We start from the raw sequence: 17,051 nt of genomic DNA on the forward strand, positions 1-17,051 counted from the left end.
GGCGGTAGTGTCGGGCCTGACGGTCGATGGTGCCGCGCAAGCGGCTGAAAAGGGAACACCGTAAGCCCAGCGCCACAGGGCAAGTCGGTGGCTGTGCCCGCAACTGTAGGCAGCCGTCTGGCTCCGGCACCCGTGTTTCGGGTAGTCACTGGCCCTGTGGGGCCGGGAAGGCAGGAGGCAGGGGAGAGGCTGCAAGTCAGGAGACCTGCCATCGTCTTTTTCAGCCATGTCACCCGCCGGGACCAGCGGGGGGCAGAGTAGCCTGCATGATTTTCAGCCCCTTGCCCCCTCAGGGGCGCTCCTACCCTGCCACTGGGGGCGGGGCGGCGGAGATGCACCCATTGGTGCGGCATCTGCTGTCCCTTGCGCCAGACCGGGCTACCGCCCTGCGCGTGCATGACGGCCCCCCTTTGCAGGAGGAAGCCAGCCTGCAACAGGCGGGGGCGCAGATACTGCACAGCCTTGTCGGGGCAGTGCCTGCCGAATTTGCCGCACGTGGCACCCGGCTTGAAACGGTGTTTCGCCCTTTGCTGGACGAGGCTCTGGCTCTTGCCCTGCGTGTTCGCTTTCCGGGGGCTGCGGCATCTCCGGCAGGGCAGGCTATTGTGCAGGCCTACGTGGCTGCTCAGCAGGTTGTTGGGGCGCAGCGGGCAGCCATGGCGTTATATTGCGCACGCTAAGCTTGTAATCCTGGTGCGGCTTGGAGGCAGGTCAGCGATCGCCCAAGCCTGCCTTCTGCCGCCAGTGGCGGGGTGAAAGCCCGCTCCATTTCCTGAAAGCCCGGCTGAAGGCGCTGGTTTCGGAATATCCCAGCTGGGTCGTAATGGTGCTTATGTCGTGCTCTGGCAGGCGCAGCAGACGTTGGGCTTCGGCATAGCGCACGCTTTCCAGCAGGCTGGAATAGGACAGGCCCTGCTCGGCCAGCCTGCGTTGCAGGGTCCAGGTGGGCATGTCCAACTGGGCCGCCAGTGTGGCGATGGTATTTGCACCTGTGGGCAGGTCACGCAGGATGAGGGCATGTGCCTGTTCGCGCAGCGTCTGGGGCTGCGCTACGGCAGGGGTATGCCCGCGGGCAAGCGCAATCAGGGAAGCCCGCATGATATCCAGCATGACAGGGTTGGCGTCGGGCATGGGGCGGTGCAAGTCCGCAGTGCGGAAGACCAGAGCATTCACACTCTGCCCGAAGTGGACATCAGCCTGAAACGCATCCCGGTGGGCGTTTGCCTGTTCGGGCTGGGGGTGGGTAAAGCAGACGGCTTGGGGTGTCCAGTCTGGCCCCAGCGCATGGCGCAGCAGGTTGGTGAACATGCCCAGCGTCAGTTCCGCATCATGGCGGCGTTCTGTAATGGCCGGGTCCAGAATGGCGTATTCCAGCCGTATCAGGGGGCCTGCGCGCACCAGGCGGGTGTGGGTCAGGGCCTGATGGTAGCCAAAGTGTGTAGCCAGGTTGCTGACAGCCTCCTCCACCGTGGCGGAGAGCAGGGCCACAAAGCCGATCAGCCCCAGCATCTGGGGTTGGAACTGCTGGCCAAACCACAGGCCCAGATTGCCGTCCCCTGTCTCCCGCGCGGCTTCGTGGAACAGGCGGCAGTATCCATCCAGGCTCAGCCGGTCGGTGGGCATGGCAAACTGGCGGGTGCACAGCCCGGCCCGGCCCGCAATGCGGTCAATGTCGCCGCCGCGCTCGGTCATGAAACGTTCAACGCCTGCCGCCGCGGCGGCCAGAACGCCGGGGGGTGATGCGCTGTCAGCCGGAGCCATGCGGTCCTTGTCCTGCGTGGTGTGGCAGCACATGGGGTGTGCCGCGTGTGACCAAGTGTCAAGAATTTGTGCGATGCGGTCAAGCCGTGGACGGGCGGACATGATACGTTGCATGATCGAACCAAGGGGCATGCCAGCCCATGCCCAAGGTGCTGCCAGTTGGGAGAAGGGACAGGTCGGATGGCGTATCAGCATGCCCTGGGGGGTGAAACCTATCGTTTCGACACCTTGCAGCAGCTTCTGGCGGTGGCCTCACCCGCCCGGTCGGGGGACCAGCTTGCGGGGCTTGCCGCCGGGTCAGACGCCCAGCGCGTGGCAGCCCGCCATGCGTTGGCCGACCTGCCGCTGGACACATTCCTCAAGACCGCGCTGGTGCCGTATGAGGCGGACGATGTGACCCGCCTGATTATCGACACGCATGACGCGGCGGCCTTTGCGCCTGTGTCCCATATGACAGTCGGCCAGTTCCGCGACTGGCTGCTGTCGCACGAGGCCGATAGTGCTGCCCTGGCGGCTGTAGCGCCGGGGCTGACGCCGGAAATGGTGGCTGCAACCAGCAAGATCATGCGCAATCAGGATCTGATGAGTGTGGCCCGCAAGGTACGGGTTATTACCCGTTTCCGTAACACCATCGGGCTGGAAGGGTGCCTGACCACGCGCCTGCAACCCAACCACCCGACAGATGACCTGAAAGGCATTGCGGCGTCCACGCTGGATGGCCTGCTGTGCGGCATGGGGGATGCGGTTATAGGCATTAACCCCGCGACAGACAGTGTCGCCAATGGTCTGGCGTTGCTGGACATGCTCGACCATGCCCGCCAGCTTTATGACATTCCGACCCAGACTTGCGTGCTGACCCATGTGACCAACACGATCGAGATCATGAACCGCGGTGGCGCGGTGGATCTGGTGTTCCAGTCCATTGCCGGGACACAGAAGGCGAATGAGGGCTTTGGCGTCACCCTTGGTATTTTGCAGGAGGCGTATGAGGCTGCTCTGTCGCTTGGGCGCGGCACGCTGGGGCAGAATGTCATGTATTTTGAAACCGGGCAGGGTGCCGCCCTGTCAGCCGGGGCGCACCATGGTCTGGACCAGCAGACAGTGGAGACCCGTGCCTATGCCGTGGCCCGCGCTTATAAGCCGCTTCTGGTCAACACGGTGGTGGGGTTTATCGGTCCTGAATATCTGTATGACGGCAAACAGATTATCCGTGCCGGGTTGGAGGACCACTTCTGTGCCAAGCTGCTGGGCGTACCCATGGGGTGCGATGTCTGCTACACTAACCACGCTGAGGCTGATCAGGATGATATGGACACCCTCATGGTGCTGCTGGCCACGGCGGGCATTACCTTCCTGATCGGGGTACCCGGCGCGGATGATGTGATGTTGAATTACCAGAGCCTGTCTTTTCATGACATTCTGACCCTGCGCAGCCTGGTGGGGCTACGTCCGGCACCGGAATTTGCCGCCTGGCTGGACAGGATGGGCCTGTATGATCAGGCGCGGGAGCGCATGCGCGCCCTTAGCCCCAGACAGAGCCTACTGGCAGGCATGGCAGGTGTAGCATGACGCATTATACCCCCCGCAGGCCCGGTCAGGTTGCCCCGCAGCAGACGCAGGGGGACGACTGGCAGCCTCTGCGCCAGTTCACACGGGCGCGTATTGGTCTGGGGCGCAGTGGTGATGCGCTGAAAACACCTGATGTGCTGGCGTTTCAGGCCGCCCATGCCCGTGCGCGGGATGCTGTGCATACACCGCTGGATGTGCAGGGTATGATGCAGACGCCGGGGCTGGAAGATGCCCTGCATGTTGGCAGCCGCGCGCCCGACCGGCCTACATACCTGCGGCGACCCGATCTGGGACGCAGGCTGTCCGATGCGTCGCTGGCGATGTTGGAAAAAGGCGACTGGGACGTTGTTTTTGTCGCAGGCGATGGTCTGTCCGCCACCGCTACGCAGGAGGGTGCGATTGCCCTCTTTGAGGCCATGCGTGAGCGGTTGAGTGACTGGCGCATTGCCCCGCTGGTTATTGCTACACAGGCCCGCGTTGCCTTGGGGGATGATATTGCCCAGGCTATGGGGGCCAGAATGGTGGTGGTGATGATTGGGGAGCGACCGGGCCTGAGCGTTGCCAACAGCCTTGGAATATACCTGACCTATGCCCCCTATGTCGGGTGCCCGGATTCTGCCCGTAACTGCATTTCCAACATGCACCCTCACGGCCTGCCCGTGCCGGTAGCGGCCGACAAACTGGCCTGGCTGATGCGCGAGGCCCGACACCTGAAGCTGACAGGGGTTGGCTTAAAGGACGCCGCCCCGGAGACTGATGTTATCGAGGTGGAAAAAAAGCTGACCTGACATGGATTTTCAGGACTATCCGTTACACGCAGTCCGCAACAGGGAGTATTCCTGACCCCAAGGCACTAGCCCGGAAACCCCGGAGGGGGCTGTTGGCCCCAGTTCCATTCCGTAATGGCGTGGTTTGTAAAAAATTGTGGCTCTGTTGTGGAGTATCTCCGGGACGACAGCCGAGAGTTGACAGTCTTCACCCCGCCCGTTCAGGTAGCCCCTTTTGTGCGCCAGTAGGGGATGATGATGGGTGTCAGGCAGAGCCACAGTGCCAGAGCAACAAGGCATGTTTGGGGGCAGGTGGCCTGTGTTGCCGTATTGGGTTTGCTGACAGGGCTGGTCCCTGCCCATGCCGAAGGGGAAGTGGCAGCCAGTTGCCAGGCTTTTGGTCCGGGCAACACGCTGCCCACCATTACCCGCCCGTTCATGCTCAAGGGGGCGAGTGTCCTGTGCAACCACGGGTATGCGGTCATGGTATCGTCCGTGACCCATACGCCGCTCTGGTCGGCTGAACATCTGGTGGCAGCAGAACTGGAGGCTGCAGCCGATCTGCCCCGCACAGGGTCATTCTACGCCGATCCCCGGTGGCAGGGGGGCAGTTCCTTGCAGGACTACCGGGCATCGGGGTACAGCCGTGGGCATCTGGCCCCCAGTGCCGACCAGCCAGACGAGCAGGCCCAGCATGAAACCTTTGCTCTGTCCAATATCGTGCCTCAGGCTGCTGTGCTGAACGAAGGGATATGGGCCAGGATTGAAAGCACCGTGCGGGATATGGCGCGTGATGAGGGCGAGTTATACGTCGTGACTGGCCCGGCCTTTCACGGCAAACCCATTATGACCATAGGGCCGGGGCATGTGTATGTGCCCAGTTCAACCTGGAAGGCTGTGTATTCTCCCCGGCGTGGGCGTGCGGGGGTGTATGTCTGCAAGAATGTGCTGCGGCACCCGCATTGTGACAGCGTGACTGTCGCAACCCTTGTGCGCAATACAGGGGTGGACCCTTTTCCTGCCCTGCCAGATACAGTCAAGCAGCAGTTCTGGCATCTGCCATCCCCCCACAAAAGGCGCACGCGGCATTAAAGACCTGATAGCCTGTACCCACTATCCACAGGATTATCCACAGACGGGCTGCTGCATCTGTGAGCAGATTTGTAAAAAAACGGCCCCAGCCACAAGGATTGCAGAGGTCTGGGGCAGGTTTTCTGGTGTAGCGGTGTAGGTGTGTGGGCGTGGGGTTAATCGTTGCGGTAATACAGGCTATTGCCACAGCGGTAAATTGTCTGGGCGGGGCTGAAAAAGCCGGTGCTGGGCTGTTTGCCAACAACCATGCAGTGTTGCTCGGCTATGAATTCATCCCACTGCTGGTTTCGGTAATTTTTGACCATGTGGGAGCCGCCATAAATAATTGCCCCCACCGTGCCAAATGCAATCGTCCAGATCAGGAATTCTTTTAATTTTTTAGACATACCGCGTCATCCTTTGCATGCCTTTTCTGAAATATAAGGGTTTTCCTTAAAAATTGCATAGGATTTCAAAGGGGCGCGAGGGCTTATCGCACAATAGTGTAGAGGGCCGGGGTCAGTTGGTGCAGGACCAGCCAAGCCAGGCCCACAGGAGCACGAACAGACCCAGCAGAAGGTGCATGACAATCAGCACCGGGCCGGAAATAACCGGCACTGTGTTACGTTTGTGGGGTCCAGCGGGGGGGAGGGGCATCAGGGGTGTCCTTTCAGTCTGTGCGGCCACCCCTTGGGTTGTCAGCCTGGTGCTTGTGGCAGGCTGTGATAGGCGCGGCTGAAATACACAAGTCCGTTGGCGGTCGTATGGTTGCACAGGGCGCGCACTAAGCCGAACAGAACACTGTGGGTGCCAACCTCGGCAATCTGGCTGATTTCGCAGTCAAGGTTGACAAGGGCTTCATTAAGCACCGGTGCACCTGTTGTCAGGCTGCTCCAATGGCCCTGAGCAAAGCGGTCTTCCATGCTGTTGGGGCTGGCAAAATGGTTGGCCAGATCCTGCTGCGTGCTGGACAGCACATTGACACACATGGACGCACCCTGGTGGAAAAAGGCCCGTGCCCTGCTGTTTCTGTTCAGGCACACCAGCACTGTGGGTGGGGTGTCGGTGACAGAGCACACGGCCGAGGCCGTAAAACCGACAGGGCTTTCCAGCGTGCCAGTGGTCACAATGGTGACAGCAGCGCCAAGGCGGGCCATGGCGTCGCGGTACGCGCTGGTCTGTGGAGCTGACATCTGCTTTCCTTATTCCTGAAAGTATCGGCTGTTTTTGCACATGAAACAGAGAGGAAAGCAATGACGCAAGATGCCCTTTCGGGGCTGGCGGATGTCAGAACCGAACGCGTGGGCCATATGGGCCGTATTGTTCTTGACCGCCCTAAGCGGCTGAACGCGCTGGATGCAGGCATAGCTAAGGCCATTGACCGCGTGCTGGACGCCTGGGAGCACGACGATAGCGTCGCCGTTGTTGTGCTGGAAAGCAGCAGCCCGCGTGCCTTCTGCGCCGGGGGGGACCTGCGTGCGATCCGGGAGGCACTGCTGGCTCATGGCCCCGATAGCACATTTGAGCTGATGGATACCGCCTACACAACCATGCTGCGGCTTGCGGATTACCCCAAGCCCGTCGTGTCGTTGCTTGACGGGATCGTGATGGGGGGCGGGGTCGGTATTGGCTGCCACGTCAGCCACCGTATTGTGACAGAACGCTCTGTTCTGGCCATGCCTGAAACATCGATCGGCTTGGTGACGGATGCCGGAGGGTCCTGGCTTCTGTCACGTCCCGGCGGGCATGTGGGCTTGCGGCTGGCGCTGACCGGGGGGCGCGTAACAGGGGCACAGGCTGTGGCACTGGGTCTGGCTGATGGGCTGGTGCCTTCTGACTCGCTCGACGCCCTGCGTGCGGCCTTGTCGGAGCAGAATGTGGATGACGCTCTGGCGCGTTTTGTCACGGCACCGGGTGATGACGGCACGGTTTCCGCCACGTTGGAGGCCTGTTACGCCGCGCCGGATATGGCGGGTATTCTGGCCCGGCTGGAAGCCTGCCCGCTGGAGGAAGCCCGGCAGGACCTGGATGACCTGTCGCGGGCCAGCCCGTCTTCCTTGCTGGCAACCTGGCTTGGCTGGCACGCAGCCCGTAAGCTTGGCACCCTGCACGATGTTTTTGATCTGGAGCGGCGTCTGGTGCGTCATGTCCTTGCCCAGCCGGATCTGGCGGAAGGTGTGCGCGCCAGGCTGGTGGACCGCGATAATACGCCTGCCTGGCAACCCGCTACTCTGGCGGAGGTCGATACCGCAGCAATACAGCGTGTTGTGGAGGGTGTCTGAAAAAAGGACTTTCACCCGGTCTGGCTGGTTGTTTTAAAATAACCGCCTGATGGGGAAGGGTGAAAATGTCCGGGGGACTGCCTTTATATAAAAGGCAATGTCCTTTGAAGCCTTTTGGGAAATTGTAGAGTAATGTAGGCGGGCTTTGGCAATATCCCCAAGCCTGCCCCAGTAGTCCGCGCGACCCATCACAGGGGTTGCGAGGACACCAGAGAGTGTATTCAGGCTGCTGCGTGGTGCAGGGCAACAGGCCGTTTTGCAGGCAGGCCAACCGGCAGCACAGGGCTGTGGAACTGGGCTTCCAGAATTTCGGCAGCAGCCAGATAAACGGCAGATAGACCGCAGAAAAGCCCTTCATATCCGGCAATGACAGTCAGGGACGGGGCCTGCGCCAGTTCTGCAAAAGCCAGCAGGGCAAACAGAAGTGTCAGAGAGGAAAAAATAACCTGGTGTGCGCGCGTTGCCCGCAACGTGCCAAAGAACATGATCAGCGTAAACAGACCCCACAGCAGCAGATAAGCCCCGATCATGGCCGGGGTGCTGGCGGGGACAACCCCCGTGTGTGGCAGGGCGATCAGCGCCACCAGGGAGATCCAGAATGCACCGTAGGAGATAAAGGCTGTCATACCAAAGGTGTTGCCTGCGGCGTATTCCAAAAGACCGGCCATAATCTGTGCCAGCCCGCCAAAGAGCAGGCCCATGGCCAGAATGGCCGATCCCATGGGTAAAAAGCCTGCATTATGCAGGTTCAGCAGGATTGTGGTCATGCCAAAGCCCATAAGCCCAAGCGGTGCCGGGTTTGCTTTGGCAATGGCGGGGGGAGAGGTGACTGCATGTATCATGATTGTTCTTCTTGCTGTCTAGGGTACATGACTAACCCTTAAAAGCAGACAGGCCCGAAAGTTCTTTAAAAACGATTTTACCGTAATAAAATTAAATTCATTGAAAAGTATTTTATGAGAATGCAACTTTTTGCCGTTGCGAAGTAACGCCCCGCAACGGCAACAGCCATGGTGTGGACAGGTTATTTTACGGCCAGGCGGAGTGTGCCGGGCATGACGGAAACCGGGTCTGCGGCATCCGGGGCATCGGCCGCACGCTGGATTGGCCCCTTGTGGTGGAAAAAGCCCGGTATGGCCAGGATAATACTGGCTGCCTGCTCCAGACAGGACACCGTACGCTCGCACGTCAGGTTGATGCCGCCTTTCTGGCTTGGGCTTGCCGCTATGGCATCGGCCGCCTGCATGAGTGCCGTGGCTGTGGCCGTGGGGTTACGGTGCAGTTGGCCAAAAGCAGCCAGTGCCCTGTCCAGCGTTGCGCGGGCCTGCGGGTCCAGCGTGGCATGGGCTGCGTTCCAGCGGAGCCGTACAATCAACCTGCCGAGCGAAAGGGCCGCAAAGGCACCATCGGTATAGCCCTGCCTGTCCACCCCGGTGGTGATAAAGGAAAGGCGCATCATCAGGCGGGAGATTTTTTGCAGTTGCAGCCCCTCCCATGCCACCCAGGCGATGGTGCGTTTGCGAGGGGTGCGGGCCAGTTGCTGCACGCTATGCGTCAGGGAGGACACAAGTCGGGCCGCATCCAGCTTATGGTCAGCCGGGAGAATAACCCTAAAGACAACAGCCAGCAGCGCACAGGCGGCTGCCATAGTTATCCATGTGTTGGTCAGGGTCATGTCATCATACACAATCGGGTTGTTGACCGACAGCATCATGGTGAAAAACACCGCGTAACCAAAGGCACCAATGCCGTAGCGGGGGTGGAACTGCAACCACACGCCCGGTAGCAGGAACAGGCAGAGCGTCAGCCACAGCAACGGGTAGCCATCAATCCGGGGCAGGGCCAGCATATGGCACAAAAACCCGGCAGGAATGGCCAGTGCCGTGCCCGTTGCCATCATGGGGCTGGCCTTGGCAGCCGAGGGTGCGGTGGACAGCAGGCTGGAGGCCGCCACAATATACACCAGCAGCATGGGGCCAAGGCTCCAGTGGAAAACATACCACAGCAGCCCCGCCAGCAGGGTGATCATGGCCCCGCGTGTGCCGTTGCGCAGCGCCATGGGCCATTCCAGATAGGTGGGCACAGCCGGAGCGCCCGCCGCATCCGGGCGGCGGCTGGTCAGGTTGTGCAGGGCCAGGTCCATCTGCACCAGCGTGTCGCGCGTATTGTCCAGCGCAACCAGCATGGCCGAGCCATGGCGCTCTCTTGCCAGATGTTCCAGCGCTTTGAGGGTATCGTGCAGGCAGGCGGACAGGGGGGCCGGGTTGTCCAGCCAGGCCGGGTCTTCCGTCAGTTCCAGCAGTCGTTCCAGCGACTGCGCCATGTGGTCATGGACAGTGTGGGTTTCCTGCTCTGCGGTTTCCAGTGTCAGCCAGTATGGGTGGTAACTGACAATCAGCCCGGTCAGCCTGCTGAGGGCAAGGCGCAGGTTGCCAATGCGGGCCTGCATGTCCGGGTCGTCGGCTGCGGCGTATTCTATGGCCGGGGCCAGCCCTGCCATATAGGACAGCAGCTTGGCGCGGCTGTCATAAACCGGGCGCGGCAGGCTGCGAAAGCTGCCAGCGTTGCTCTGTTCCTCACGCTTCTCAAGCAGGTCCAGGGCGGTTTCAGCCAATGTGCCGTGGGCTGTGCGCTCGCTTTCCGCAGCATGAAAAATCCAGGCATGGCGCACCGTGTCCCGGAAGGCGCTGCCAAGTCGGAGCAGCACACTGCTGGGTTTGCGTGGCGATGTGATCATGAACACAAAGGCCGTCACCACCACACCCACACAGACTGCGGACAGACGCCCCATGGCGGACAGGAAAATCCCTTCCGGCTTTGCAAAGGCGGGTGAGGCGACAATAACAATCGTGTAGCCCACCAGCACCGCAGCATAGGCGCGGAACAGCCGCAGGAATGTGGCTATCATACAGGCAATGCCCACAATGACCGCCAGTGCCGCAAAATACAGCACCGGGGCCTGCACAAAGGCCGACATGATTGTCACGCTCAGTGCAGCCCCAAGCAGGGTGCCCGCCACGCGCCACACACTTTTGGACACCATGGCCCCAACCGTGGGGTTTGCAACAATCAGCACGGTTGTTGCCGCACTCAGCGGGGACTGAAGCTGGAACAGAAAAGCCAGAAACACGGCAATGCCAATGGACAGGAACACACGTCCCGCATAGGCGCCGGTGGCCAGAAAGGCCGACCATTGTGCCGGGTCGTGGAAGGTGGCCGGGATGATGCGTGTAAGCAGGCGGTTCAGCGCCTGCCATGGCTGGGTGCTGCCGCGGGCCTGATCATGCATCATGGTGGCTCCGGCGGGCCAGCAGCCCGGCCAGCAGTTCACGCACCATCTTGACCTGTGCGGGGGGAATGTCCTGACAGTCCTCGCGCTCCAGCCCGGCGGCAATCTGGTGGAACATGTCGCAACGCGCCTGTCCTGCGGGGGTGAGCAGCAGGCGTTTGACCCGGCGGTCATGGGTGTCGGGCTGGCGGGCCAGCAGGCCCTGTTTTTCTAGCAGATCAAGCACCCGCACCAGGGCTGAGCAGTCCACATCCATGGCGGCGGCCAGACTGCTCTGGGTTGCACCGTCGGGCAGCATGGTCAGGTAGGTCAGCGGCCGCATGATGGCCAGCGTCATGCCGTGGGGGCGCAGGGCGCGGTCCAGACGGGTGCGCCACAGCATGGCTAGCCGCATGACGCGCAGGGTGAGCAGCATGTCAGGAAAGCATGTCTCATCCAGCGCGGGTGGGTCGCGCGGCTCGGTCATGGACACCTCATTAATTAGGACAAATATATTTGAGATAAAAACGTTTATCCAACTATAATAACCTGCGTTTCCCCGGTCAATCGGCTGTACCCGCACAGTCGCGCGATGGTGCCGCCCCTGTCCTTGTGGCCTTGAAACGGGGCAGGCTTTGTGCACATCCTGCCCTCTCAGACAGTGTCCCAATGGGCATGAAACGGGGAGTGACGCTGGCCGTCAGGCGGGTGGCGCATTTCTGCAATTCCAGGTGTTCACCCCTGCCGCTCATGGCGGTCATGGGCTGGGCGGAGGGACAGGACCATGCAGCCTTTTCCGTTACTGCTTGTCAGACATGCGGCCGTGCAGGTGCAGACGGGGGTCTGTTACGGGCGGAGCGATGTTGCCCTGCAACCGGGGTGGGAAAGCATTGTCGGCGGCCTTGCCGTGCTGGCCAGAGGTATGCCGTGCAGTGTGGTCTATACCTCTCCGGCCTCTCGCTGCCACGATATGGCAGGCCGTCTGGCGCAGGTTACGGGAATGAGCATGGTGGTGGATGCCCGTCTGGCGGAACTGGATTTTGGCCAGTGGGAAGGGCAGCGCTGGGATGACGTGGCGCGTACCCAGTTGGATGCCTGGGCCGCCGACCCCGAAGGGTTTGCCCCGCCGGGAGGGGAAAGTGGACGGACCCTGCGGGCCCGTGTCGGGGCGTTCTGGCAGGATATTGCGGCAAAGGGTACAGCCGCCTGTGTGCTGTCCCATGGGGGGCCGCTGCGTATTCTGGCCTCCCTTGCTGTGGGGGAGGTGCCAGACCTGCTTGCTCCGTCCATGCCACAGGGGTTTGCCCGCCTGCTGACAGCCCTGCCATTTGCCGGAAGTGGGCAGGAGGAGGCTGATCCTCAGGCCGAGGTCTTCAGCCTTGCGCGGCCAGTCCACCGGCAGCGTGTGCCTCTGGCAGGCTCTGCCTGAAGGGCGTGCGCCTGCCCCGTTGCCTACGCCTGCGTGGCTGGCGGGGAATGGGGGTTACACCGGACGAGGGGAAGCCGAACAACACAAAGGCCCATCCCTGGGCGACAAAGGGTGTCAGCGCCGAGTTGGACACCATCATGGCCGGGAATGCGGCATTCATGGCATTGCCCTGCTCGGCCAGCCAGGCGCTCAGGGCTGGGCTGGGGGGATTGGTATCCCCAGCCAGGGTGCGGGTGTTGGGGTCTGACGCGTAAAGTGCAATTTGCTCCAGTGTGGCATCAGTGCTGGACAGCAGGGCCAGAAGACCAGTCTGGAGCACCCGATGGGCAAGGAGTGTGCCAGACGCATCGGCCATGTCTGCCTGTGTTGCACTGTCCTGTAGGGTTTGAATGCGCCCTGGTGCTCCAAGACTGTCAGATGTGTCTGGCTGGAGCGGGGTATTACCCCTGCGGGGTGTGCTGTGGGGGCCAAGTTGCTGTGCCAGTGCGGCCTCTCCCCCCAGCAGGGCGGACAGGGCAGAACTTTCCAGCGTAGGCAGGTTGCCAGACAGACCCGAACCCCCAGCCCCGGTTGAGGCGGTGCGTGTGCGTGTCGTGGGCGGCAACACATACTGGGCAAAGGTCGCATCAGCCTCAGCCTGCGCGTTACGCAGGGTTGTTTCCAGGCTTGTGGCTGTCTGTGCGTTTGTCAGTTCCTGGGCGCTGGCAGGCTGGCCGGTCTGTGTCGGGCTGGTGCTGATGCTGGCAGCAGTGGGTAGAGTCGTTTCGTCCGCCGTATCCTGCAAGGCGGCCAGCGTGTGCAGGCTGTCTGGTCCAACCCTGTTTGGGGTGGTGGTTGCCGCAGGCACAGTATCGGCACTGGCTTGAAGGAACATGGTCAGCCCGCTGGGTTGCGGCACTGTATTACTGGAGCCTGATGCACCGCCTGTGGCAAGCGATGGCGTTGTAGTCTGCGCGGTGTCGTTGAAAAAGAGTGGAGTGTCCAGCATCTCCGAGGACTGAGGCAGTTCCAGAGGCAGAGTGCCGCTTTGTGGTCGGCTGTATCCGTACAACGGGGGTGTCTGCACCGGGGTGGGGCTGTCAGGCAGGGTGGTGGTGGGCTGCTGTGGGGGAGCCTGCCCCTCTTCTACCGTCGTGGAGGGCGGTGTGCTGGCGCTGCCCTTTGGCTGGGAAGTGCCCTGTTCTGGTGCGGTCGTATTAGGGGCAGTCGTACCGGGTGCGGTGTTTGCGCTAATGGCGTTGAGGAGCGTGCGCGCAGCCTCTGACAGCACAACGGTGTCACCATCTTCAACAAGGGCGGCCAAAGCTCCGTCCGTCATGCTGCCGGGGGACAGGGCGGTGGGTTGGGTGGCTGCGGTTTTGGAGTCGGCCTGGGGGTCATGCCGGGTATCAGGCATGAGGCCGGGCCACGGCAGCCCCCCCATGGGGGAGGACGTCATGCCCGGTAGTCCTGTGTGGCTACGCTGCTGCCCCGGCCTGCCCGGGGGTGGGCCTGTGTTTTATGGCGGGGCATGGGCATTCTGTCCTTGGGGTGCGGGGTGGTAGGTTAGCGGTTTATCCAGCGCCGTCGGGCTGGGTTGCGGCTTTCCCAGCCACGGCGCTCAAGCTCTGGTGTGCTGGCAGGTTCCTGCGGGTAGCCAACGCACAGATAGGCCAGAAACTGCCAGTGTGGGGTAATGCTCAGCGTGCTACAGGCTTCAGCCGGGTCCAGGATCGAGACCCACCCCACCCCAATGCCCCGCGCGGCGGCAGCCAGCCAGAGGGTATGGATTGCCATGACAGCGGACCATGTTGTGGTTTCTGGCATGCTGGCACGGCCTAGCCCTCGGCCCTGGGCAGGGTTTGTGTCGCAGAACACGGCAATATGGTGGGGGGCTTCGTCCATGCCCGACAGTTTGAGCGTAGCGTAACGCTGTGCGTCTTCACCACTGCGGCCGTCCAGTTCGCGCGCATTGCTGCGGATGAAGTTCTGCCGGATCGCCGCCCGGCGTGCCGGGGTGTCCACCCGGACAAAGCGCCATGGTTCGCTCAACCCGACGGAGGGGGCCAGGCAGGCCTCATGCAGCAGGGTGTCCAGCACGCTGTCAGGCAGCGGCGTGGTGCGAAAGTGCCGCACATCACGCCGCCAGATGAACAGGCGGTCCAGATCGGCCAGAAAAGCGGGTGGGAAGGCAGGGGATGTCATGGCCGTATCATGCCGCTAAGTCATCCACCCAGCAAGCGGCCAGTGTGGTGGAGTTATGGAGAAAAAGCTGGTGCCTGCACGCGGGAGCAGGCTGTTGTCCTGGGGCACTGGGCTTGTGCTCCTGTGTCAGCCTGTAAGGGCGGCTAATGTTGTCAGCGCCAAGCAGTCGGCCATCACTGCGCAGCAGCCCAGAACATCCCCTGTGTAGCCTCCCAGCAGGCGACGGGCCTGACGCCCTACGACATAGGTTGCCACCAGTGCGGCCAGGGCCGGGGCCATCAAAACAGCCGGCTGTGCGCCAAGGGCCAGTCCTAAACCCAGGCAGAGCGCAAGGGTGGCCAGTCCGGCCCCGAGCAGGGCACGGCGCGGCAGGGGGGACAGGGCATGGGCCAGCCCATCTGCCCGGGCGGGGGGCAGCCAGGCCGGAATGGCCAGCATGGCCGCGCGGGCCAGCCCACCGGCCAGAGCGCAGGCCAGCGGCGCCATAACCGGGCTGAAAGCAAGGAGCGCGCCAGCCCGTATGCCGTAGGACAGGCACAGCGCCATCACGCCATAGCTGCCCACCCGGCTGTCACGCATGATCTCCAGCCTGCGCTGGGGGGTGCTGGCACCGCATCCATCGGCCATGTCAGCCAGCCCGTCTTCATGCAGGCCGCCTGTCAGCAGGGTTTGCACGGTCAGAGCCAGACAGGCGGCGGCCAGCGGGGGGACATGGGCCAGCATCAGCAGCGCCAGAGTGGTGCCGGTGACAGCCCCGATGCCCGCTCCGATCAGTGGCCAGCACCAGACGGAGTGCGCCATGGGCCATGCCTGACCGTGACAGCTTTTGGGGGCCAGCCATAGAACCGGCAGGCGCGTCAGCAGGCTCAGGCCACAGGCCAGATCCAGCCGGAACCGGGCCAGAGGTGTGTGTGTGGTCATGCCTGTGGGGTGGACACAGCCGCCTGACCAAAGGTGGCCATGCCGGTGTGGCAGGCCAGAGCTGCCCGTAGGATGGAAACCGCAAGGGCCGCGCCCGACCCTTCCCCAAGTCGTAGCCCCAGCCCCAGCAGGGGGGGCAACCCAAGGAGTGTGGCCAGGGTGCTGGTGTGTCCGTCCGGCGTTGCACAGTGGGACAGTTGGGTGTGGGCAAGTCCTTTGCCGGGGGTGTTGAGCATGGCCAGTGGGGCTGCGGCACACAGGCAGACAAACCCGTCCAGCAGAACAGGCACGCCTTTGTGGCGTGCGCCCAGCGTGGCCCCCAGCATGGCGGCCAGTTCATACCCGCCAAGGCGGCGGGCAATATCCAGCGGGTTGCCAAGGGCGTGGGCATGGCGGTGGAGCGCCATATCGATCACAGCGGCCTTGCGGCGTGCACCAGCATCGTCCAGCCCGGTGCCGTGACCCGCCCAGTCCGGCCCGGCCCGGCCTGTCAGGGCTGCGGCCATGGCCGAGGCAGCAGTTGTGTTGCCAATGCCCATTTCCCCCAGGCACAGCAGGTCGCAGTCGGGCGGGACGGCGTTAAAGCCTGTTGCCACGGCATGGAGGAAATCATGCTCCGTCATGGCCGGTGCTGTGGTGAAGTCTGCCGTCGGACGCAGGTCGTTCAGGCAGATGACATCCAGCCGTGCGCCAACAGTGCGGGCAATCTGGTTGATGGCGGCCCCACCGTGGCGGAAATTGTCCACCATCTGAGCGGTCACCGCCATCGGCCAGGGGGAAACACCATGGGCTATCATGCCATGGTTGCCTGCAAAAATAAGCACCTGCACCGCGTCCAGCCGAGGGGTGGACCGATGCTGCCAGCCGCCGAGCCACTGGGTCAGGTCTTCCAGTTGCCCAAGGCTGGCGGGGGGTTTGGTCAGAGTGGCCTCGCGCAGGGCTATGGCCTGCCGGGCTGCGCTGTCGTGCGGGGGCAGGCTGGTACAGAGTGTCAGCAGGGCCGGGAGAGAGAGTGGCGCGTCAGGGCTGGGGGGCATGGTCGGTCATTCCGTGCTTCGGGCAGGCTGTGGTATGGCGGCAGCTGTGGTGGTGGAGGGAGTATTGCATGAACGGCCCTGTTCTCAACAACTGTGGCACGGGCCTTGCGGGAACCATGCTGGTGCTCGGTGGTGCCCGTTCAGGCAAGAGCAGTTTTGCCGAAAGTCGTGTGCGCACCCTGCCTGCGCCCTGGGTCTATCTGGCAACAGGCCGCGCATGGGATGATGAAATGCGTGCCCGCATTACCCAGCACCAGGCAGACAGGGGGCAGGCAGGGTGGCTGACGGTGGAGGAACCCGTGGAGGTTGCCCGCGTGCTGCGCCAGCATGCCCATACCCCGGTGTTGCTGGATTGCCTGACTCTATGGCTGACAAACCTGCTGCTGGATGAACAGGATAGCGCGGCCGCCACTCAGGGTTTGCTGGACAGCCTGCCAGCCCGGCAGGCACCAACGGTGCTGGTGGGGAATGAGGTCGGGCTGGGCATTGTGCCGGAGAATGCTCTGGCCCGCCGATTCCGTGACGAGGCAGGCCGCCTGCACCAGCGTCTGGCACAAAAAGTAGGGCAGGTGGTGTTTATTGCCGCAGGACTGCCCCTGGTGCTGAAGGATGAAGGCCAGCCACATCCACAAAGTTGATGGGCTTTTGCGCAGGGCTACCCCCGGTCCGGGGTATTGTGTGGGGTGGTCTTGAGACGCAGTTTGAGTGCTACCACTTGCGTTGTCGTAATGAAGATGGTGAGTGGTGCACAAATGCTACGCG

At 62.5% G+C, this 17,051-nt stretch carries 18 protein-coding genes and 1 riboswitch; of the genes, 7 read left to right on the forward strand and 11 right to left on the reverse strand.

Features of this window, described 5'->3' with window-relative positions; translation table 11 throughout:
* Nucleotides 1–10 precede the first annotated feature (10 nt).
* Nucleotides 11–227: riboswitch (cobalamin riboswitch) on the forward strand.
* Between the two features lie 39 nt (nt 228–266).
* On the forward strand, nt 267–680 hold the full coding sequence (locus tag FLP30_RS06750; RefSeq protein ID WP_149279133.1) for a hypothetical protein: 414 nt from the start codon (nt 267–269) through the stop codon (nt 678–680).
* Between the two features lie 31 nt (nt 681–711).
* On the opposite strand, the gene qhpR is transcribed toward FLP30_RS06750, so the two are convergent.
* Nucleotides 712–1,761 (reverse strand): AraC-like transcriptional regulator QhpR, encoded by a 1,050-nt coding sequence (gene qhpR / locus FLP30_RS06755; RefSeq protein WP_149280274.1) that lies wholly within the window; start codon nt 1,759–1,761, stop codon nt 712–714.
* Between the two features lie 180 nt (nt 1,762–1,941).
* Between qhpR and FLP30_RS06760 the strand changes: the two genes are divergently transcribed.
* From FLP30_RS06760 to FLP30_RS06770, 3 genes are all read left to right on the forward strand, one after another.
* The gene (locus FLP30_RS06760) at nt 1,942–3,330 is read left to right on the forward strand and encodes an ethanolamine ammonia-lyase subunit EutB (RefSeq protein ID WP_149279134.1); all 1,389 of its coding nucleotides are present in this window, start codon (nt 1,942–1,944) and stop codon (nt 3,328–3,330) included.
* The gene (eutC, locus tag FLP30_RS06765) at nt 3,327–4,118 is read left to right on the forward strand and encodes an ethanolamine ammonia-lyase subunit EutC (protein WP_149279135.1); all 792 of its coding nucleotides are present in this window, start codon (nt 3,327–3,329) and stop codon (nt 4,116–4,118) included. The genes FLP30_RS06760 and eutC overlap by 4 nt, the downstream gene beginning before the upstream one ends.
* 291 nt (nt 4,119–4,409) lie before the next feature.
* Nucleotides 4,410–5,189, forward strand: a complete 780-nt coding sequence (locus FLP30_RS06770; RefSeq protein ID WP_246856449.1) for a DNA/RNA non-specific endonuclease — start codon at nt 4,410–4,412, stop codon at nt 5,187–5,189.
* A gap of 155 nt (nt 5,190–5,344) precedes the next feature.
* Here FLP30_RS06770 and FLP30_RS06775 read toward each other — a convergent pair whose 3' ends face one another.
* From FLP30_RS06775 to FLP30_RS06780, 3 genes are all read right to left on the reverse strand, one after another.
* A complete protein-coding gene (locus FLP30_RS06775) occupies nt 5,345–5,575 on the reverse strand; it encodes a hypothetical protein (protein WP_149279136.1) in 231 nt (76 codons plus the stop codon).
* Between the two features lie 112 nt (nt 5,576–5,687).
* The gene (locus FLP30_RS14090; RefSeq protein ID WP_168200060.1) at nt 5,688–5,825 is read right to left on the reverse strand and encodes a hypothetical protein; all 138 of its coding nucleotides are present in this window, start codon (nt 5,823–5,825) and stop codon (nt 5,688–5,690) included.
* Nucleotides 5,826–5,866: 41 nt separating this feature from the next.
* Nucleotides 5,867–6,361 (reverse strand): flavin reductase, encoded by a 495-nt coding sequence (locus FLP30_RS06780; protein WP_149279137.1) that lies wholly within the window; start codon nt 6,359–6,361, stop codon nt 5,867–5,869.
* Between the two features lie 60 nt (nt 6,362–6,421).
* On the opposite strand from FLP30_RS06780, the gene FLP30_RS06785 reads away from it, so the two are divergent.
* The gene (locus tag FLP30_RS06785) at nt 6,422–7,450 is read left to right on the forward strand and encodes an enoyl-CoA hydratase/isomerase family protein (RefSeq protein WP_149279138.1); all 1,029 of its coding nucleotides are present in this window, start codon (nt 6,422–6,424) and stop codon (nt 7,448–7,450) included.
* A gap of 221 nt (nt 7,451–7,671) precedes the next feature.
* On the opposite strand, the gene FLP30_RS06790 is transcribed toward FLP30_RS06785, so the two are convergent.
* The 3 genes from FLP30_RS06790 to FLP30_RS06800 form a co-directional block, all read right to left on the reverse strand.
* On the reverse strand, nt 7,672–8,292 hold the full coding sequence (locus tag FLP30_RS06790; protein ID WP_149279139.1) for an acetate uptake transporter: 621 nt from the start codon (nt 8,290–8,292) through the stop codon (nt 7,672–7,674).
* Nucleotides 8,293–8,474: 182 nt separating this feature from the next.
* Nucleotides 8,475–10,739 (reverse strand): FUSC family protein, encoded by a 2,265-nt coding sequence (locus FLP30_RS06795; RefSeq protein WP_210419352.1) that lies wholly within the window; start codon nt 10,737–10,739, stop codon nt 8,475–8,477.
* Complete coding sequence (locus FLP30_RS06800) at nt 10,732–11,205, reverse strand: MarR family winged helix-turn-helix transcriptional regulator (RefSeq protein WP_408834362.1); 474 nt, start codon at nt 11,203–11,205, stop codon at nt 10,732–10,734. The genes FLP30_RS06795 and FLP30_RS06800 overlap by 8 nt, the downstream gene beginning before the upstream one ends.
* A gap of 297 nt (nt 11,206–11,502) precedes the next feature.
* On the opposite strand from FLP30_RS06800, the gene FLP30_RS06805 reads away from it, so the two are divergent.
* Nucleotides 11,503–12,147, forward strand: coding sequence for a histidine phosphatase family protein (locus FLP30_RS06805; RefSeq protein ID WP_149279140.1), 645 nt, complete (start codon nt 11,503–11,505; stop codon nt 12,145–12,147).
* Here FLP30_RS06805 and FLP30_RS06810 read toward each other — a convergent pair.
* The 4 genes from FLP30_RS06810 to cobT all read right to left on the reverse strand — a co-directional run bounded on the left by FLP30_RS06810 (nt 12,092) and on the right by cobT (nt 16,289).
* The gene (locus tag FLP30_RS06810; RefSeq protein WP_149279141.1) at nt 12,092–13,585 is read right to left on the reverse strand and encodes a superantigen-like protein SSL4; all 1,494 of its coding nucleotides are present in this window, start codon (nt 13,583–13,585) and stop codon (nt 12,092–12,094) included. The two genes, FLP30_RS06805 and FLP30_RS06810, sit on opposite strands and share 56 nt — an antisense overlap.
* Nucleotides 13,586–13,692: 107 nt before the next feature.
* Nucleotides 13,693–14,331 carry a 5,6-dimethylbenzimidazole synthase gene (bluB, locus tag FLP30_RS06815; RefSeq protein ID WP_149279142.1) on the reverse strand — a complete coding sequence of 213 codons (639 nt, stop codon included), beginning with the start codon at nt 14,329–14,331 and terminating at the stop codon, nt 13,693–13,695.
* A gap of 126 nt (nt 14,332–14,457) precedes the next feature.
* Complete coding sequence (gene cobS, locus FLP30_RS06820) at nt 14,458–15,252, reverse strand: adenosylcobinamide-GDP ribazoletransferase (RefSeq protein ID WP_149279143.1); 795 nt, start codon at nt 15,250–15,252, stop codon at nt 14,458–14,460.
* A complete protein-coding gene (cobT, locus tag FLP30_RS06825; protein ID WP_149279144.1) occupies nt 15,249–16,289 on the reverse strand; it encodes a nicotinate-nucleotide--dimethylbenzimidazole phosphoribosyltransferase in 1,041 nt (346 codons plus the stop codon). Before cobT ends, cobS begins: the two co-directional genes overlap by 4 nt.
* 68 nt (nt 16,290–16,357) lie before the next feature.
* On the opposite strand from cobT, the gene cobU reads away from it, so the two are divergent.
* The gene (cobU, locus tag FLP30_RS06830; RefSeq protein ID WP_149279145.1) at nt 16,358–16,927 is read left to right on the forward strand and encodes a bifunctional adenosylcobinamide kinase/adenosylcobinamide-phosphate guanylyltransferase; all 570 of its coding nucleotides are present in this window, start codon (nt 16,358–16,360) and stop codon (nt 16,925–16,927) included.
* Nucleotides 16,928–17,051 lie beyond the last annotated feature (124 nt).

Origin of the sequence: Acetobacter vaccinii (genome assembly GCF_008365315.1) — a bacterium.
In the GTDB taxonomy this organism is placed as follows: Bacteria; Pseudomonadota; Alphaproteobacteria; order Acetobacterales; family Acetobacteraceae; genus Acetobacter; species Acetobacter vaccinii.

Bases quoted from the DNA above. Each gene is read 5' to 3' on its own strand.
- FLP30_RS06750 (WP_149279133.1), top strand. From the start codon at position 267: ATGATTTTCAGCCCCTTGCCCCCTCAGGGGCGCTCCTACCCTGCCACT.
- qhpR (WP_149280274.1), bottom strand. From the start codon at position 1,761: ATGGCTCCGGCTGACAGCGCATCACCCCCCGGCGTTCTGGCCGCCGCG.
- FLP30_RS06760 (WP_149279134.1), top strand. From the start codon at position 1,942: ATGGCGTATCAGCATGCCCTGGGGGGTGAAACCTATCGTTTCGACACC.
- eutC (WP_149279135.1), top strand. From the start codon at position 3,327: ATGACGCATTATACCCCCCGCAGGCCCGGTCAGGTTGCCCCGCAGCAG.
- FLP30_RS06775 (WP_149279136.1), bottom strand. From the start codon at position 5,575: ATGTCTAAAAAATTAAAAGAATTCCTGATCTGGACGATTGCATTTGGC.
- FLP30_RS14090 (WP_168200060.1), bottom strand. From the start codon at position 5,825: ATGCCCCTCCCCCCCGCTGGACCCCACAAACGTAACACAGTGCCGGTT.
- FLP30_RS06780 (WP_149279137.1), bottom strand. From the start codon at position 6,361: ATGTCAGCTCCACAGACCAGCGCGTACCGCGACGCCATGGCCCGCCTT.
- FLP30_RS06785 (WP_149279138.1), top strand. From the start codon at position 6,422: ATGACGCAAGATGCCCTTTCGGGGCTGGCGGATGTCAGAACCGAACGC.
- FLP30_RS06790 (WP_149279139.1), bottom strand. From the start codon at position 8,292: ATGATACATGCAGTCACCTCTCCCCCCGCCATTGCCAAAGCAAACCCG.
- FLP30_RS06795 (WP_210419352.1), bottom strand. From the start codon at position 10,739: ATGCATGATCAGGCCCGCGGCAGCACCCAGCCATGGCAGGCGCTGAAC.
- FLP30_RS06800 (WP_408834362.1), bottom strand. From the start codon at position 11,205: ATGACCGAGCCGCGCGACCCACCCGCGCTGGATGAGACATGCTTTCCT.
- FLP30_RS06805 (WP_149279140.1), top strand. From the start codon at position 11,503: ATGCAGCCTTTTCCGTTACTGCTTGTCAGACATGCGGCCGTGCAGGTG.
- FLP30_RS06810 (WP_149279141.1), bottom strand. From the start codon at position 13,585: ATGACGTCCTCCCCCATGGGGGGGCTGCCGTGGCCCGGCCTCATGCCT.
- bluB (WP_149279142.1), bottom strand. From the start codon at position 14,331: ATGACATCCCCTGCCTTCCCACCCGCTTTTCTGGCCGATCTGGACCGC.
- cobS (WP_149279143.1), bottom strand. From the start codon at position 15,252: ATGACCACACACACACCTCTGGCCCGGTTCCGGCTGGATCTGGCCTGT.
- cobT (WP_149279144.1), bottom strand. From the start codon at position 16,289: ATGCCCCCCAGCCCTGACGCGCCACTCTCTCTCCCGGCCCTGCTGACA.
- cobU (WP_149279145.1), top strand. From the start codon at position 16,358: ATGAACGGCCCTGTTCTCAACAACTGTGGCACGGGCCTTGCGGGAACC.